This window comes from Mesorhizobium sp. L103C131B0 (assembly GCF_000502275.1).
In the GTDB taxonomy this organism is placed as follows: Bacteria; Pseudomonadota; Alphaproteobacteria; order Rhizobiales; family Rhizobiaceae; genus Mesorhizobium.
In genome coordinates, this window is sequence record NZ_AYXC01000015.1 from 83778 (window position 1) to 99396 (window position 15619).

Annotated in this window: 16 protein-coding genes and 1 pseudogene; 2 read left to right on the forward strand and 15 right to left on the reverse strand. The window is 62.0% G+C overall.

The annotated features are described in order from the left end of the window. Positions 1 to 11: 11 nt before the first annotated feature. The 7 genes from X730_RS143175 to X730_RS143145 all read right to left on the reverse strand — a co-directional run bounded on the left by X730_RS143175 (position 12) and on the right by X730_RS143145 (position 6883). Positions 12 to 1427, reverse strand: coding sequence for a pyridoxal-dependent decarboxylase (locus X730_RS143175; RefSeq protein ID WP_023826989.1), 1416 nt, complete (start codon positions 1425 to 1427; stop codon positions 12 to 14). Between the two features lie 89 nt (positions 1428 to 1516). Beyond that, positions 1517 to 2248, reverse strand: coding sequence for a peptidase (locus X730_RS143170; RefSeq protein WP_023684646.1), 732 nt, complete (start codon positions 2246 to 2248; stop codon positions 1517 to 1519). Positions 2249 to 2280: 32 nt separating this feature from the next. Then, a complete protein-coding gene (locus X730_RS143165) occupies positions 2281 to 3075 on the reverse strand; it encodes a transglutaminase family protein (RefSeq protein ID WP_023670966.1) in 795 nt (264 codons plus the stop codon). An 85-nt stretch (positions 3076 to 3160) separates the two neighbouring features. Next, complete coding sequence (locus X730_RS143160; RefSeq protein ID WP_023693403.1) at positions 3161 to 4102, reverse strand: alpha-E domain-containing protein; 942 nt, start codon at positions 4100 to 4102, stop codon at positions 3161 to 3163. A 178-nt stretch (positions 4103 to 4280) separates the two neighbouring features. Beyond that, positions 4281 to 5693, reverse strand: a complete 1413-nt coding sequence (locus tag X730_RS143155; RefSeq protein WP_023670964.1) for a circularly permuted type 2 ATP-grasp protein — start codon at positions 5691 to 5693, stop codon at positions 4281 to 4283. A gap of 273 nt (positions 5694 to 5966) precedes the next feature. Further along, positions 5967 to 6203 carry an Lrp/AsnC family transcriptional regulator gene (locus tag X730_RS143150; protein WP_023670963.1) on the reverse strand — a complete coding sequence of 79 codons (237 nt, stop codon included), beginning with the start codon at positions 6201 to 6203 and terminating at the stop codon, positions 5967 to 5969. A gap of 68 nt (positions 6204 to 6271) precedes the next feature. Beyond that, positions 6272 to 6883 (reverse strand): DsbA family protein, encoded by a 612-nt coding sequence (locus X730_RS143145; RefSeq protein ID WP_023693402.1) that lies wholly within the window; start codon positions 6881 to 6883, stop codon positions 6272 to 6274. Positions 6884 to 7075: 192 nt separating this feature from the next. On the opposite strand from X730_RS143145, the gene X730_RS143140 reads away from it, so the two are divergent. Then, positions 7076 to 7498 (forward strand): DUF4864 domain-containing protein, encoded by a 423-nt coding sequence (locus tag X730_RS143140; RefSeq protein WP_023670961.1) that lies wholly within the window; start codon positions 7076 to 7078, stop codon positions 7496 to 7498. Between the two features lie 7 nt (positions 7499 to 7505). On the opposite strand, the gene tgt is transcribed toward X730_RS143140, so the two are convergent. The 7 genes from tgt to coaD all read right to left on the reverse strand — a co-directional run bounded on the left by tgt (position 7506) and on the right by coaD (position 12157). After that, positions 7506 to 8636 carry a tRNA guanosine(34) transglycosylase Tgt gene (tgt, locus tag X730_RS143135; protein WP_023826990.1) on the reverse strand — a complete coding sequence of 377 codons (1131 nt, stop codon included), beginning with the start codon at positions 8634 to 8636 and terminating at the stop codon, positions 7506 to 7508. Next, complete coding sequence (locus X730_RS143130; protein WP_023684641.1) at positions 8629 to 8898, reverse strand: hypothetical protein; 270 nt, start codon at positions 8896 to 8898, stop codon at positions 8629 to 8631. Before X730_RS143130 ends, tgt begins: the two co-directional genes overlap by 8 nt. Then, positions 8888 to 9976, reverse strand: coding sequence for a tRNA preQ1(34) S-adenosylmethionine ribosyltransferase-isomerase QueA (gene queA / locus X730_RS143125; RefSeq protein ID WP_023712379.1), 1089 nt, complete (start codon positions 9974 to 9976; stop codon positions 8888 to 8890). The genes X730_RS143130 and queA overlap by 11 nt, the downstream gene beginning before the upstream one ends. Beyond that, positions 9976 to 10425 (reverse strand): DMT family transporter, encoded by a 450-nt coding sequence (locus X730_RS143120; RefSeq protein ID WP_023684639.1) that lies wholly within the window; start codon positions 10423 to 10425, stop codon positions 9976 to 9978. Before X730_RS143120 ends, queA begins: the two co-directional genes overlap by 1 nt. A gap of 12 nt (positions 10426 to 10437) precedes the next feature. Beyond that, positions 10438 to 10950 (reverse strand): peptidylprolyl isomerase, encoded by a 513-nt coding sequence (locus tag X730_RS143115; RefSeq protein ID WP_023670956.1) that lies wholly within the window; start codon positions 10948 to 10950, stop codon positions 10438 to 10440. Between the two features lie 43 nt (positions 10951 to 10993). Beyond that, positions 10994 to 11488 (reverse strand): peptidylprolyl isomerase, encoded by a 495-nt coding sequence (locus tag X730_RS143110; protein ID WP_245259922.1) that lies wholly within the window; start codon positions 11486 to 11488, stop codon positions 10994 to 10996. Between the two features lie 168 nt (positions 11489 to 11656). Further along, a complete protein-coding gene (coaD, locus tag X730_RS143105) occupies positions 11657 to 12157 on the reverse strand; it encodes a pantetheine-phosphate adenylyltransferase (protein ID WP_023696507.1) in 501 nt (166 codons plus the stop codon). A gap of 194 nt (positions 12158 to 12351) precedes the next feature. On the opposite strand from coaD, the gene X730_RS1000000166515 reads away from it, so the two are divergent. Next, a complete protein-coding gene (locus X730_RS1000000166515) occupies positions 12352 to 12498 on the forward strand; it encodes a hypothetical protein (RefSeq protein WP_023712381.1) in 147 nt (48 codons plus the stop codon). A gap of 56 nt (positions 12499 to 12554) precedes the next feature. Here X730_RS1000000166515 and X730_RS01000000164665 read toward each other — a convergent pair. Next, a pseudogene (locus X730_RS01000000164665) lies at positions 12555 to 15406 on the reverse strand (DNA gyrase subunit A). Between the last annotated feature and the right edge of the window lie 213 nt (positions 15407 to 15619).

The following is a 15619-nucleotide window of genomic DNA, read 5'->3' on the forward strand; positions in this document are numbered from 1 at the left end:
GGCAATCCCTGTCAGTCCTTCGGGGATCTTGCACACTCGCAGATGACAGTGAAGGCGGTATCGACATCGGCCGCGGTTGTCTCGAACTGGCCTGCCTGGAAGCGGATGGCGACCCGCCCATCGACACGCGTCTGCGTCAGGTAGATACGGCCGTCATTGTTGATGGCGTCGACCAGACGCAGATTGTGCTCGTCGCAGTCAGCGCCGGATGCGGCGCGATGCCGGAACGAGAACAGCGACAGCATTGGCTGGCTGGCGAGCTCGAAATCCTCCTCCTCGGCCAGGCGCGCTGCTATGCCTTCGCTCCAGGCGACGTGATTGCGGATCATGGTGCGCAGCGCCTCGAGGCCATGGGCGCGCAGCAGGAACCACAGCTTCAGCGCCCGGAAGCGACGGCCGAGAGGCACCGACCATTCGGAGTAGTTGATGATGCCGTCATGGCCGCGAGTTTTCAGATAGTCCGGCTTGATCGCCAGCGTGCGCACGAGATCCTCCGGCTGGCGGACGAACTGGATCGAGCAGTCGAATTGCGCGCCCAGCCATTTGTGCGGGTTGAAGACGATCGAGTCCGCGCCCTCCACACCGGTCCAGAAATGCCGGTATTCCGGACAGATCATCGCCGATCCGGCCCAGGCGGCGTCGATATGCAGATAGAGCCCCTGGCGTTTGGCCACCGCGGCCACTTCAGCGATGTCGTCGGTGCCGCCGGTGCTGGTGCCGCCGACGCACGCGATGATGCCGGCCGGCAATAGGCCGGCCGCGCGGTCGGCAACAATCGCCGCTTCCAAAGCCGCGGTATCCATGGCGCGGTAGGTGCCGGCGACGGGAATGCGGACGAGGTTTTCCTCGCCAATGCCGGCGACCCAGATGGCGCGGTCGATCGAGGTGTGCACCTGGTCGGAGGAATAGACGCGCAGCCTGCCCTGCCCGGAAAGACCCTTCTTGTTGCCCTGCCAGTCGAGCGTGCGCTCGCGCATGGTCAACACGGCGGCCAGCGTCGCCGATGATGCGGAGTCCTGGATCACGCCGGAAAAGCCTTCGGGCAGGCCGAGCGCCTGGCGCATCCAGTCGACGATGCGCGTCTCAAGCTCTGTCGCCGCCGGCGAAGTCTGCCACAGCATGCACTGCGCGGCCATCGCAGAGACCAGATATTCGGCCACCACCGAGACGGGTGCTGCATTGGCCGGGAAATAAGCAAAGAAACGCGGATGCTGCCAATGCGTCATGCCGGGCACGATCTTGGCTTCGAAATCGGCGAAGATCGTCTCCATCGATTCCGCGGCCTCCGGCGGAGAAGCTTCGATGCTCCTGAAGATCTCGCCCGGCGCTATGGCAGGTCGCACGGTCCGATCGCGAAGGCCGGCGCGGTAATCAGCGCCCCAGTCGGCGGCGCGCCTCGACCAGTCGCGGAATTGCTCGTTGTCCATGGATCCTCCCGACGCGCCGATCAGCCAGCCGTTTGAATTTTGATTAACATGTTAAATAGAGACAGGCAACCGCGACGAAGGTTCCCGCGCTACCCCGGAAAATCCGGCAGGCTGGCAAAGGCCGTCTTCAACGCGTTCGACCAGCCTTCGGAAATAGCACGATAATATCGATCGTCCTGGCCGATGCGCTTTTTCAAACCCACCGTGAACGTGTCCTCCTCCAGGAACAGCAGGTCGAGAGGCAGGCCGACGGACAGGTTCGATTTCAGCGTCGAATCGAACGATACCAGCAAGAGCTTGACCGTTTCAGCCAGGCTCATCGTCCTTTCATAGGCACGGATGATGATCGGCTTGCCGTATTTGGTCTCGCCGATCTGGAAGAACGGCGTGTCGTCGGTCGATTCGATGAAATTGCCCTCGGGATAGATCATGAACAGCCGTGGCGGGCTGCCCTTGATCTGGCCGCCGAGGATGAAGGAGGCGTTGAAATAGGAATCCGCCTTTTCGCCGGCAGGCGACGAGCTGGCGATGACTTCCTTGACGGTGTCGCCGACCAGCCGCACCGTCTGGTACATGGATGGGGTCTCGAGCAGCGTCGCGTGGCGTTCCGCCACCGCCTTGGTGCGCTCGTCGAGCAGGCTGACCACGGCCTGCGTCGTAGCCAGATTGCCGGCCGACATCAGTACGATGACGCGCTCGCCTGGCTCTTCCCAGACATGCATCTTCTTGAAAGTGGAGATCGAATCCATCCCTGCATTGGTGCGCGTGTCCGACATGAACACGAGCCCACGATCGATCTTGAGGCCGACGCAATAAGTCATGGAATCTCTTCAGGCAGCAATCTTGCCGGAGACTACTGCTCTACCGTGACGGTGACTGCAAGCTGTTCCTCCGCCTGTCCCAGTCGAATTCCCGACACCGGCGAGGCGTCGCGATAATCACGGCCGGTGGCTACCCTGACATAGCGTTCATCGGGGGAAATGCCGTTGGCGGCGTCGAAGGCGACCCAGCCGAGACCCTGAACATGGGCTTCGGCCCAGGCATGGCTTGCCGCCTGCTCGATGGCCGCATCCATCATCAGATAGCCACTGACATAGCGGGCCGGAAAACCCATGACGCGGGCTGCGGTGACAAAGATGTGGCTGTGATCCTGGCAAACGCCGGTCTTCAGCGCCAATGCCTCTTCCGCCGGGGTCGTCACGCTGGTGGTGCCCGGCGTGTAGGCGACGCGCTCGACGATCAGCGCCATCAGCCGATGCAGCCTTTCGATGTCGGTACCTTTGCCGACCGCCGCGGCAAGCTCGCTTATGCCCTCGCCGGGGATGGTCAAAGCTGTCTCCTGGCTGAACAGCCACAGCGGCGCAAAGCCGTGATGCGGACCCGAGACGCCCGCTGTGTCGCGCGTGACAACCTCGCCGGAGGCCTCGACGGTGATGAAGTCGCGCTCGCCCTCGACGCTCAACAGCCTGTTATCGTTGCCGAAATGGTCGTTAAAGCGGACTTCCTCGCGCGCGCCCTCGATCTTCAGCGCCCAGGACAGCACGGTCTGCGTCGGGCCACTGACCGGTAACAGGCGTAGCCGCTGCAACAGATAGTGCACCGGCGCGTCGTAGCGGTATTCGGTACGGTGGGTGATCTTGAGCCGCATGCCTATTTTCCGTTTGTAAGCATGATCTTATCCGAAAACCGGGTCCCACTTGTCGCTAGCGCGGCCCTCCGGTTCGCGATCATGCTCAATTGAACCGGTAATCTTGTGCGATCTCTTCGCCAAGCTTGGTGTTGTCTTGAATGAACCTGGCCAGGAATTCGTGCAGGCCGGCGTCGAATATGTCCTTGATCGACCCTGCCTGCAGCATCGCCTGTGTCCTGTCGACGGTGGCGTGGCAGGCATGACGGTCGCCATAGTCGTCGCCCAGGAACTTCAGATGCTCGGCGAGAAAACGATAACAGAAGGTCAGCGAACGCGGCATGCGCACATTGAGGATCAGATAGTCGGCAATATTGGTCGGTTTGTAGTCGGCCTCATAGACCCAGCGATAGGAACGGTGCGCCGACACCGAGCGCAGGATCGATTCCCATTGGTAGTTGTCGAGGCTCGAGCCGACCCAGGAGATCGACGGCAGCAGCACGTAGTATTTCACGTCGAGGATGCGTGCCGTGTTGTCGGCCCGCTCGACATAGGTGCCGAGTTGTGAGAAGTCGAAGATCTCGTTGCGCAGCATCGTGCCGTAGAACGAGCCGCGGATCAGCGCCGTCTCGCGTTTGATGGCGTCGAGCACACTCGGCAGGTCGCGCTCGTCGATCGGCTTTGCCAGCATGCGCTTCAGGGCCATCCAGGCTTCGTTGATGCTCTCCCAGGTCTCGCGCGTCAGCGCGGTGCGCACCATGCGGGCATTGTTGCGAGCGGTCTCGATCGCCGACATCGTGCTCGACGGGTTCGAGGTGTCGCGCAGCAGGAAGTCGGCGACATTGGCGGCGGTGTAGTCCTTGTATTTCTGCGTGAAGGTGACGTCGGAGCCGGCGCTGAGCAGCACCGAATTCCACTCTTCCGACGCGCTCTGGGTGCGGGTCAGCGCCATGCGAAGGCCGGCATCGACCAGACGCGCCATGTTTTCCGCCCGCTCGATATAACGGTTCATCCAGTAGAGCCCGTTGGCGGTGCGGCCGAGAAGCATGGCAAGACCCTTCGGACTAGTGAGTAGGGAATAGTGAGTAGGGATTAGTAAGCATTTGATTCTCTGTGGAATATGGCATTTCTTGTCCCTCTACTGCCTACTGCCTACTGCCTACTGCCTACTGCCTACTGCCTACTGCCTACTGCCTACTGCCTACTGCCTACTGCCTACTGCCTACCTAATCGTCCAACACCCACGTATCCTTCGTCCCGCCGCCTTGCGAGGAATTCACGACCAACGACCCCTCCTTCAGCGCCACCCGCGTCAAGCCGCCGGGAACGATCTGGATTCGGTCGGAGACCAGAACATAGGGCCTGAGATCGACATGGCGCGGCGACAGGCCTTTTTCGGTCAGGATCGGGCAAGTCGACAGCGCCAGCGTCGGCTGGGCGATGTAGTTGGAGGGCTTCGCCTGCAGCTTCTTGGCGAAATCCTGGCATTCCTTCTTGGTCGCAGCCGGGCCGACCAGCATGCCGTAGCCGCCGGAGCCGTGCACTTCCTTGATGACCAGCTCATGGATGTGTTCGAGCACGTATTTCAGGCTGTCGGGCTCCGAGCAGCGCCAGGTCGGGATGTTGCCGAGGATGGCTTTGCGGCCGGTGTAGAACTCGACGATGTCGGGCATGTAGGAATAAATCGCCTTGTCGTCGGCGATGCCGGTTCCCGGCGCGTTGGCGATGGTGATGTTGCCGGCGCGGTAGACGTCCATGATGCCGGGCACGCCAAGGGCCGAGTCCGGCCGGAAGGTCAGCGGATCGAGGAAGGAATCGTCGACGCGCCGGTAAAGCACGTCGATCTGCTTGTAGCCTTCGGTCGTGCGCATGGCGACGTGGCCGTCTACAACGCGCAGATCCTGGCCTTCGACCAGTTGCACGCCCATCTGGTCGGCGAGGAAGGCATGTTCGAAATAGGCGGAGTTGAAGCTGCCCGGCGTCAGCACGGCAATGGTCGGTGCGCCCTTGGTGCTTTGCGGCCGCACTGCCGCCAGCGACTGGCGCAGCAATTGCGGATAATTCTCCACCGGCCGCACCTTGATCTGCTGGAACAGCTCGGGAAAGAGCTGCATCATCGTCTCGCGGTTCTCCAGCATGTAGGAGACCCCCGACGGCGTGCGCGCATTGTCCTCCAGCACGTAGAACTCGTTCTCCGAGATGCGGACGATATCGACGCCGATAATGTGGGTGTAGACGCCGGCCGGTGGCCGCACTCCGATCATTTCCGGCAGGAACGCCTCGTTCCTGGCGATCAGCTCCCTCGGCACGCGGCCGGCGCGCAGGATTTCCTGGCGGTGGTAAATGTCGTCGAGGAAAGCGTTCAGCGCCTGCACGCGCTGCTCGATGCCTTGCGTCAGCCTTCGCCATTCATTGCCGGAGATGATGCGCGGCACGATGTCGAAGGGGATCAGCCGCTCGGAGGCTTCCTGCTCGCCATAGACGGCGAAGGTAATGCCGGTCTTGCGGAAGACGCGCTCGGCGTCCTGCATCTTTTCGGTAAGCCTGGCCGGGTCCTGCTCCTTCAGCCAGCGGTCGTAAGCCGTATACGGTTGTCTAAGCCCGGAAACTTCCGGAAGCATTTCATCGAACGCTGCCAATCGCATACTCCCCTGTGACGCCATTTCACTGGCGTCGCGGGAGAAAATCAAGCGCAATCGGTGATTTGGAGGATATCGGCGATCAGTATGTTCCGACTGCCCAAAATTCGGGCAGTCGGAACAGGACCTTAATCAGGCTCTGCCTTGTCGCCGGGCAAGTGCCTGATGCGGCCATAGCAGTTCACCGTTTCATGGAAACGGCGACCTGCCATGGCTTTTTGCTTTGCCGCAATTCCGGACGGAAAACCGCTTCACACTTTTCCTGGAATTGCTTTAGAATGCGCGGAAAGTGACGACCGTGAAGGTGTCCTTGATTCCGGGAATAATCTGCACCTTCTCGTTGACGAAGTGGCCGACATCTTCCTCGTCGTCGACGTAGAATTTGGCAAGCAGGTCGTAATTGCCGGCGGTCGAGTAGATTTCCGAGGCGATTTCGGCATCGGCGAGCGCGCTGGCGACCTCATAGGACTTGCCCAGATCGCACTTTATCTGCATGAAAAACGTCTTCATTGCCGGTCCCGATCAAGCTTCAGCACACAAGCGGCCCTTGTGGCAGACTGCCGCCCGGCTTTCAAGCATCAGGCCGAGCGCGCCTTGGCGACGGCTTGTCTCAGTTCGGACACCGGCATGCCGCGCCGATACAAGTTGCCGCCGATGACCAGGGCTGGCGTGCCGCGCAGCTTGAAAGCCGTCGCCTGGGCTTCGGTGCGGACAAGGGCAGCGTCGATGTCGGGTTCACGGATGGCGAGGTCGGCACGCACCATCGCCACATCGACACCGACGGAAGAAAGGATGTCGTTGGTGCGGCGTTCCGAAAGGCCGCGCTGGTTGGTCATCAGCGCATCGACCGCCGCGCCATAGTGTTCGCCGCTCAGCAGCGTCACCCGCGCCGCGTCGCGCGACACGTCGCCGAAGATCGGCCAGTCCTTCATCACAAGCCGGACGCCGTTGTCCTCTTCCATCAACTTCTTCAGTTCGACGAAGACGAGCTTGCAGATCGGGCATTGATAGTCGACGAATTCGGCGATGGTGACGTCGCCATCGGGGTTGCCGAGCGCTGGAATGGCGGGATCGAAGGCGACTTCCGTGACAGTCGGCCCGGTGCTTGCCCAGGCGGGCAAGGGAGCCAAAACTGCGAGGCTTGCCGCGCCCTTCAGCAAAAGGCGCCGGTCGATCGGCTGCTTGAACATGGTCGTCCCCTGGTTGCGCGAACGGGTCCCCACCCGTCCCTACGATGCGCGCCTCGCGTTAAAGGAGGCTTAAGCATGATCTTGTGGCACTTGCGTGGCAAATATTGCGGTTGCTGAAACCGTGAGGCTCCGCCAAGCGTATGGTATGATGCGTCCTGGGACAGGTTTTGTTGAGGACAATGGAGACAGGCCATGCGCCGCATCGCATTCGCAGTCGTTTCATTGCTGTTCGCGTTGTTCGTCTCGGCAGCCCTTGCCGGTGATGCGGAAGTCAAGGCCGGCCAGGCCGTCATCGATGGTCAGTTGAAGGCACTCATCGCCAATGATGGCGCCAAGGCGTACAGTTTCGCCGCTCCGAATGTGAAGCGCATCTTTCCGACCGTCGACACCTTCATGAACATGGTGACCAACGGCTATCCGCCGGTGCGCCAGCCGCAGAGCTATTCCTTCGGCAAGGTCGAGCAGATGGGGCCAACTTCGCTAATCCAGCAAGTGCTGATCGTCGGACCCGACGGCAAGGACTATGAGGCGGTCTACACGCTGGAACAGCAGCCCGACGGCAGCTTTCAGATCACCGGCTGCAGCTTGCGCGCAGCGAATTCGCTCAGTACCTGAGGCCCGGCTACAGCACCGGAATATCACCCCTCGCCCATGCCTCGGAAATCTCAGCCGTGCGCGCCTCAAAGGCCCGGGCCTCGATCGCGGCGCGAATGTCCTGCATCAGCTTCTGATAGTAGGACAGGTTGTTCCAGGTCAGAAGCATCGCCCCCAGCGCCTCTTGCGAGCGCACGAGATGGTGCAGATAGGCGCGTGAGTAGTCGCGCGCGGCCGGGCAGTCGCTCTCCTCATCCAGCGGCCGCGGATCGTCCGCGTGGCGGGCATTCCTGAGATTGACCTTGCCGCGCCTGGTATAGGCCAGGCCATGGCGGCCGGCGCGGGTCGGCATCACGCAGTCGAACATGTCGATGCCGCGCGCCACCGATTTCACGATGTCGTCCGGCGTGCCGACGCCCATGAGATATCGAGGCTTGTTGTCAGGCAATTCCGGACAGGTGATCTCCAGCATATCCAGCATCACCGCTTGCGGTTCGCCGACGGCCAGGCCGCCGACCGCATAGCCCTTCAGCTCCATCGCGCTCAGCGCCTGCGCCGAACGCACCCTGAGAGCTGCGTTGTCGCCACCCTGGACGATGCCGAACATCGCCTTGCCGGGCTGATCGCCGAACGCTGTCTTGCAGCGCTCGGCCCAGCGCAGCGACAGCTCCATCGCGCGCTCGATCTGCTTGAGGTCGGCCGGCAGCGCTGTGCATTCGTCGAGCTGCATCTGGATGTCGGAATCGAGCAGGCCCTGGATCTCGATCGAGCGCTCCGGCGACATCTCGTAGGCAGCGCCGTCAATGTGCGAGCGAAAGGTGACGCCCTTCTCGGTCAATTTTCTGAGCTTCGACAGCGACATGACCTGAAAACCGCCACTGTCGGTCAGGATCGGCTGCGGCCAGCGGGCGAATTCATGCAACCCACCAAGCCGCGCCACGCGCTCGGCGCCGGGGCGCAGCATCAGATGATAGGTATTGCCCAGGATGATGTCGGCGCCGACGCCGCGCACCTGGTCCATATACATGGCCTTGACCGTGCCGCCGGTGCCGACCGGCATGAAGGCCGGCGTGCGGATTTCGCCGCGCGGCATGGTGATGGAACCGCGCCGCGCCTTGCCGTCGGTGGCGAGGATCTTGAAGGTGAATGTCTCAGCCATTGAATTCCTTGTCATGGACAGGCGCGCCTGGCGCCTGCCTGTCGAGCGACTGGCGGTATTGGATGCAGCCGCGCATGAATTTCGGCCATGGCGGCACGGCAATCGATGGATCGGTCTTTTCCGGCAGCAGGTCCCACAGGTTGGGATGATGCCAGCATAAATCATGGCCGGTAGAATCTCGATGCTGGCGTATGCCGGCACGGAGTTTCTTCACTTCGGCGATCAGGCTCTCGCGATCAAAGGCTTGCAGATCATCGTCCATCGCTCATCTCCGCTCGATAAAGCAGGCTTGCATCTCCGTAGGAATAGAACCTGTAATTGTTCCCGATGGCATGAGCATAGGCCGCACGCATCGTATCTAGGCCGCTGAAGGCCGAAACCAGCATGAACAGCGTCGAACGCGGCAGATGGAAATTGGTCATCAGCAGATCGGCGGTGCGGAAGCGATAGCCCGGCGTGATGAAGATGTCGGTCGGGCCGGACCAGGCGGTCAGCGAGCCATCAGGCCGTGCCGCGCTCTCCAGCAGGCGCAGCGAGGTCGTGCCGACAGCGATGATGCGCCCGCCCCGCGCCTTGGCGCCATTCAGAGCGTCGGCTGTTGCTTCGCTGACCGAGCCGGTCTCGGCATGCATCTTGTGGTCAGCGGTGTCGTCCGCCTTGACCGGCAGGAAGGTGCCGGCGCCGACATGCAAGGTGACGAAGCGGCGTTCGATGCCTTTTGCATCCAGCGCGGCAAACAGCTCCGGCGTAAAATGCAGGCCTGCGGTGGGGGCAGCGACTGCGCCCTCCTCCTTGGCATAGATTGTCTGGTAATCCGTCAGGTCGCGTGCGTCGTCGTCGCGCTTGGAGGCGATATAGGGGGGCAGCGGGATGTGGCCGACGGCGCGCAGCGCTTCGTCGAGAAATGGGCCGGAGAGGTCGAAGCCGAGCAACGCCTCGCCGGCGTCGCCCTTCTCGATGACCGTGGCGTCGAGTTGGCCGAGAAAACAGGAATTGCCGTCATGGCCGAAATGGATGCGGTCGCCGGCGGCGATGCGCTTGCCCGGCCGCATGAAGGCCAGCCAGCGGTCCGGCGCCATGCGCATATGCAGCGTGGCGTCGACCTGCGCCTGCGCTTCGCCGCGCCGCCTGATGCCTCTCAACTGGGCAGGAATGACCTTGGTGTCGTTGAAGACCAGCACGTCGCCCGTTCTGAGCAAGGACGGAAGGTCGCGCACCGCGCGGTCCGCAAAGTCTTCGCCTGGCCTGACCACCAGCATTCTGGCGCTGTCGCGCGGCTCGGCCGGGCGCAGCGCGATGCGCTCCTCCGGCAGGTCGAAGTCGAAGAGATCGACGCGCATCAGTAGAGCCGGACGAGCAGCGCTCCGGCCAACAGCAGCACCGCGCCGGCGATGCGGCCGAGCGAAATCTCGCGCACCGCCACGCCGAGGAAGCCGACGCGATCGATCAGCATGCCGGCCAGCAACTGGCCGGCAACCAGGAACGCCATCAACGCGGCTGCACCGATGCGCGGCGTAAGAATGGTTGACAGGGTGACATAGAAACCGCCGAGCATGCCGCCGGCGATGAACAGCCAAGGCGCCGGCGCCTTCCAGTCGAGCGAGATGTCCTGCAGCCGCACAACGGCAATGGAGATGATACCAAGCACGATCGCGCCCGACAGGAACGAAAACGCAGCAGCCGCGACCGGGAGCCCCAGGCCGCGCGCCAGCTGCGAGTTGATCGGCGCCTGGACGGCGATGAAGGCGCCTGACAGGATGCCGAGCAGCGACCAGACCAAGCCCATCATCTTCGTTTGTCCTTACCTGACGTCGGCCGCGACCTTCAGCGACACGATCTTGTCGGGATCGACCACCGGCTCGCCGCGCTTGATCTTGTCGACATTGTCCATGCCTTCGATGACCTGGCCCCAGACCGTGTACTGGCGGTTGAGGAAAGCGGCATCGTCGAAGCAGATGAAGAACTGCGAATTGGCCGAGTTCGGGTTCTGCGAACGGGCCATCGAGCAGGTGCCGCGACCATGGTTGGCGTTGGAGAACTCAGCCTTCAGGTCCGGCTTTTCCGAGCCGCCCATGCCCGCGCGGGAGGGGGCAAAAGTGGGCTTGGTCGAATTGCCGAACTTGACGTCACCGGTCTGCGCCATGAAGCCTTCGATGACGCGGTGGAAAACCACGCCGTCATAGGCGCCTTCGCGGGCCAGTTCCTTGATCCGGGCGACGTGGCCCGGGGCCAGGTCGGGGAACAGTTCGATGACGACCTTGCCCTTGGTCGTTTCCAGGATGAGCGCGTTTTCGCGGTCCTTGATCTCAGCCATGTCGGATATCCTTTATCTCAGAAAACAGAATGATTTGATAGGTTTACTTGTCGGCGGCGATGCGTACCTTGATCATGCGGTCGGGCTCACTGACCGTGCCGTTGTCCGCCTCGTTGCCCTTCTTGATCTTGTCCACCAGCTCTATGCCGCTGACGACATTGCCGACGATGGTGTACTGGCCATCGAGGTTCGGCGCCGGCGCGAACATGATGAAGAACTGCGAATTGGCGGAGTTCGGGTCCTGCGAACGGGCCATACCGAGCGTGCCGCGCTTGAAATGTTCGCTCTGCGAGAATTCCGCCGGCAGGTCGGGCAGGTCTGAACCGCCGGTGCCGACGGCCTCGGGGCTGAACCCCTTCTTCATGTTGCCGAACTTGACGTCGCCGGTCTGCGCCATAAAGCCGTTGATGACGCGGTGGAATGCGACATCGTTATAAGCGCCTTCGCGCACCAGCTTCTTGATCTGGGCGACATGCTTGGGTGCCAGGTCGGGGCGTAGCGCGACGGTGACGTCGCCGTTCTTCAAGGTGATGACCATGGTGTTTTCCGGTTCGGCGGCGAAGGCCGAAACGGATGCGGTCACGAGACCGGCAAGCACGACGAGGAACGAGGCGAGCTTTTTCAGCTGCATAAGGGATCTCCGAAGGTCTTTGTTAGGGTGCATGTCGTTGCCCCAAAACCGGCATCCACTTTTGGGCGACATGCACTATTTCGCGAATTTGGCGGTGAGCGCGCCGGCAACGGCGGCCGGTACGAAGGGACGGATGTCTCCGCCCATCGAGGCTATCTGGCGCACAAGTGTGGCGGTAATGGTGCGTACCGATGGACTGGCGGGCAGAAAAACCGTCTGCAGTTCCGGCGCCATGGTCTCGTTCATGCCGGCCATCTGCATCTCGTAATCGAGATCGGTGCCGTCGCGCAGGCCGCGGATCATGATCGAGGCGCCATGCTTGCGGGCCGCGTCGATGACCAGCCCGTCAAAGGCGACGACCTTGATCCGGGCTCCGTCGCGGCCGAATTCGGCGTTCGTCGCGGCCTCGATCAGCTTCACCCGTTCGTCGAAGGAAAACAGCGGCGTCTTGCCGGGATGGGTGCCGATCGCCGCATATACCGTGTCGGCGACAGCCAGCGATGCCTTCAGCACATCGAGATGGCCGTTGGTCAGCGGGTCGAAGGAGCCGGCATAAAGGGCGATGCGATCGGTCATGGGAGGTGCTTCTAGCGGGGCATTGGGCGGAAGGCAAATGCGATTGGGAACATCTGCGTGAACCTTTTCGCAGACATGAACGACAGATGAATGCCTTGATCACGAAGACTTCACGCCGCGTTCGCTAGTTTGCACTTCGGAAGATGAAACCAAAACCCGATCTAACCGTTGGATAGGCGCAGGAGAACACGCACATGCTGATCTACATGCTCGCCACCGCAATGACCGTCGCCATGCTGATCGCCACCGCATTCGGATTGCATAGCGAGGCAGAGCGCGTCCGTGTCCGCACAAAGCGGTTCGAAGGTTTCGGCGCTCGCTGGCCCCACCATCGCCCCTGATTTATTGCTAGTTTCTTGTTTGCGCCGGCCCATCGGGCCGGCGTTGTTGCTCAAACCTATTCGGTGCTGTCCGGTACGGCATCTCCGGCGCCGGCCTCAATGACACCCTCTTCGACATCCTCGTCGGCCTGCGGCTCCGAAATCCGTTCGACCGAAACCACCTTCTCGCCTTCGGCGGTGTTGAAGATGGTCACGCCCTTGGTCGCGCGGCTGGCGAAACGGATACCGTTGACCGGCACCCGGATGACCGTGCCGCCATCCGAAACCAGCATGATCTGGTCGTCATTGCCGACCGGGAAAGTCGCCACCAGCTGGCCGATCTCGGCCACCTTCGACACGTCGGTGGCGCGGATGCCTTTGCCGCCGCGTCCGGTCAGGCGGAAATCGTAGGATGACGAGCGCTTGCCGTAGCCATATTCGGTCACCGTCAGCACATACTGCTCATGCGCCTTGAGCTCTTCGTAACGGCTGTCGGAAAGCTCGGTCTCCTCGCCAATCTCCTCATTGGTGAGTGCAATCTCTTCTTCCTCGCCGGTCACCTCGGCGGCAAGCCGCCGCTCCAGTGCTGCCCGCTTGAGGTAGGCGGAGCGTTCCGCCGGTGAAGCATCGACATGCTCGATGACCGACATGGAGATGATGCGGTCGGTCTCGGCCATGCTTATGCCGCGCACGCCGACCGAATTGCGGCTCTGGAAGACGCGCACATCGCCAACGCGGAAGCGGATGCACTGGCCGGAGCTGGCGGTCAAAAGCACATCGTCATTGTCTGTGCAGGTCTCGACGCCGAGAATCTCGTCGCCCTCCTCCTCCAGCTTCATGGCGATCTTGCCATTGCGGTTGACCTGGACGAATTCGGACAGCTTGTTGCGGCGCACGGTGCCGCGCGTGGTGGCGAACATGACGTCGAGTTCGCCCCAGCTGGTCTCGTCCTCGGGCAGCGGCATGATGGTGGTGATGCGCTCGCCCTGCTCCAGCGGCAGCATGTTGATCAGCGCCTTGCCGCGCGACTGCGGATTGCCGATTGGCAGCCGCCAGACCTTTTCCTTGTAGACGATGCCGCGCGAGGAGAAGAACAGCACCGGCGTATGCGTGTTGGCCACAAACAGCCGGGTGACGAAATCCTCTTCCTTGGTCGACATACCGGAGCGGCCCTTGCCGCCGCGGCGTTGCGCCCGGTAGAGCGACAGCGGCACGCGCTTGATGTAGCCGGAATGGCTGACGGTGACGACCATGTCCTCGCGCTGGATCAGGTCCTCGTCTTCCATGTCGGCGCCGCCGTCGGTGAGCTCGGTGCGGCGCGGCGTGCCGAACTCGTCGCGCACGGCGGCAAGCTCGTCCTTGACGATCTGCTGGATGCGGGCGCGGGACGACAGAATGTCGAGGTAATCCTTGATCTCGTCGCCGATCGTGTTCAGCTCGTCGGCGATTTCGTCACGGCCGAGCGCGGTCAGGCGCTGCAGGCGCAGTTCGAGGATTGCGCGCGCCTGTTCCTCGGAGAGGTTGTAGGTGCCATCCTCATTGATGCGATGGCGCGGATCGTCGATAAGCAGAATCAATGACTCCACGTCCCCGGAGGGCCAGCGCCGCTCCATCAACTGCTCGCGCGCCGTCTGCGGATCGGGCGCGGTGCGGATCAGCTTGATCACTTCGTCGATGTTGGCGACGGCGATGGCGAGGCCGACCAGCACGTGGGCGCGGTCGCGCGCCTTGCGCAGCAGGAATTTCGTGCGCCGGCTAATCACCTCTTCGCGGAAGCTGACAAACGCCTTCAGCATGTCGGTCAGGTTCATCACTTCCGGCTTGCCGCCGTTCAGCGCCACCATATTGGCGCCGAAGGAGGTTTGCAGCGGCGTGAAGCGGTAAAGCTGGTTGAGAATGACGTCGGCGACAGCGTCGCGCTTCAGCTCGATGACGACGCGGTAGCCCTGGCGGTCGCTTTCGTCGCGAATGTCGGAAATGCCTTCGATGCGCTTGTCGCGCACCAGCTCGGCCATTTTCTCGATCATCGAGGCCTTGTTCACCTGGTACGGGACTTCCGTGATGATGATCGATTCACGGTCGTTGCCGCGCTGCTCGACATTGACCTTGCCGCGCATGACGATGGAGCCACGACCCGTCGCATAGGCGCTGTAGATGCCGGAACGGCCGANCCGCGCATGACGATGGAGCCACGACCCGTCGCATAGGCGCTGTAGATGCCGGAACGGCCGAGCACGATGCCGCCGGTCGGGAAATCGGGACCCGGAATGATCTCCATCAGCGCCGGCAAATCGATCGCCGGATTGTCGATGATGGCGATGGCGCCGTTGCAGATCTCGGCCAGATTATGCGGCGGAATATTGGTGGCCATGCCGACGGCAATGCCGCCGGAACCGTTGACCAGAAGGTTGGGGAAGCGAGCCGGCAGCACCTTCGGCTCGGTGTCGGAGGCGTCATAAGTCTCCTGGAAATCGACGGTTTCCTTGTCGATGTCCTCCAGCAGCTCATGTGCGACCTTGGTCAGCCGCGATTCGGTGTAGCGCATCGCCGCCGGCGGATCGCCGTCGATGGAGCCGAAATTACCCTGCCCGTCGATCAGCGGAACGCGCAGCGACCAGTCCTGCGCCATGCGCACTAAGGCGTCGTAGATCGAGGCGTCGCCATGCGGATGGTATTTACCCATCACGTCGGCGACCGGGCGGGCCGACTTCACATATTTGCGGTTCCAGTGATAGCCGCTCTCATGCGCCGCATAGAGAATGCGGCGGTGCACCGGCTTCAGGCCGTCGCGCACATCGGGCAGCGCACGGCTGACGATCACGCTCATGGCATAAGAGAGGTAGGAGCTCTGCATCTCCTCGATGATGGAGATGGGCTCGATGCCGGTGGGGCCGCCGTCGGCGCCGCGCGGGGGTTTTTGGTCGGTCAAATCGGATCACAATCTAATCAGGAATCATTGACCGCTTATATAGGAAGCACGGCCGAAACTCCAATATTCGTGGTGCTTTTCCAATGACGATTTCAGCGGTAAATTCAAATGGATACCTCTGATTGCGACGATTTGGCCATAACGCATTCGCCGCCGCCAGGGGCAAAAGCCTGCGAAGGACAGTTTTCCAAGCCAGAACGTATCAGGAGGCAG

Bases quoted from the DNA above. Each gene is read 5' to 3' on its own strand.
- X730_RS143150 (WP_023670963.1), bottom strand. From the start codon at position 6,203: ATGAAGACGTTTTTCATGCAGATAAAGTGCGATCTGGGCAAGTCCTAT.
- X730_RS143110 (WP_245259922.1), bottom strand. From the start codon at position 11,488: ATGGTCATCACCTTGAAGAACGGCGACGTCACCGTCGCGCTACGCCCC.
- X730_RS143130 (WP_023684641.1), bottom strand. From the start codon at position 8,898: ATGGACGATGATCTGCAAGCCTTTGATCGCGAGAGCCTGATCGCCGAA.
- X730_RS143165 (WP_023670966.1), bottom strand. From the start codon at position 3,075: ATGCGGCTCAAGATCACCCACCGTACCGAATACCGCTACGACGCGCCG.
- X730_RS143160 (WP_023693403.1), bottom strand. From the start codon at position 4,102: ATGCTTCTCGGCCGCACCGCCAACGGGCTCTACTGGATGAACCGTTAT.
- X730_RS143170 (WP_023684646.1), bottom strand. From the start codon at position 2,248: ATGACTTATTGCGTCGGCCTCAAGATCGATCGTGGGCTCGTGTTCATG.
- X730_RS143145 (WP_023693402.1), bottom strand. From the start codon at position 6,883: ATGTTCAAGCAGCCGATCGACCGGCGCCTTTTGCTGAAGGGCGCGGCA.
- X730_RS143175 (WP_023826989.1), bottom strand. From the start codon at position 1,427: ATGGACAACGAGCAATTCCGCGACTGGTCGAGGCGCGCCGCCGACTGG.
- X730_RS143120 (WP_023684639.1), bottom strand. From the start codon at position 10,425: ATGATGGGCTTGGTCTGGTCGCTGCTCGGCATCCTGTCAGGCGCCTTC.
- queA (WP_023712379.1), bottom strand. From the start codon at position 9,976: ATGCGCGTCGATCTCTTCGACTTCGACCTGCCGGAGGAGCGCATCGCG.
- X730_RS143115 (WP_023670956.1), bottom strand. From the start codon at position 10,950: ATGGCTGAGATCAAGGACCGCGAAAACGCGCTCATCCTGGAAACGACC.
- coaD (WP_023696507.1), bottom strand. From the start codon at position 12,157: ATGACCGATCGCATCGCCCTTTATGCCGGCTCCTTCGACCCGCTGACC.
- X730_RS1000000166515 (WP_023712381.1), top strand. From the start codon at position 12,352: ATGCTGATCTACATGCTCGCCACCGCAATGACCGTCGCCATGCTGATC.
- X730_RS143140 (WP_023670961.1), top strand. From the start codon at position 7,076: ATGCGCCGCATCGCATTCGCAGTCGTTTCATTGCTGTTCGCGTTGTTC.
- tgt (WP_023826990.1), bottom strand. From the start codon at position 8,636: ATGGCTGAGACATTCACCTTCAAGATCCTCGCCACCGACGGCAAGGCG.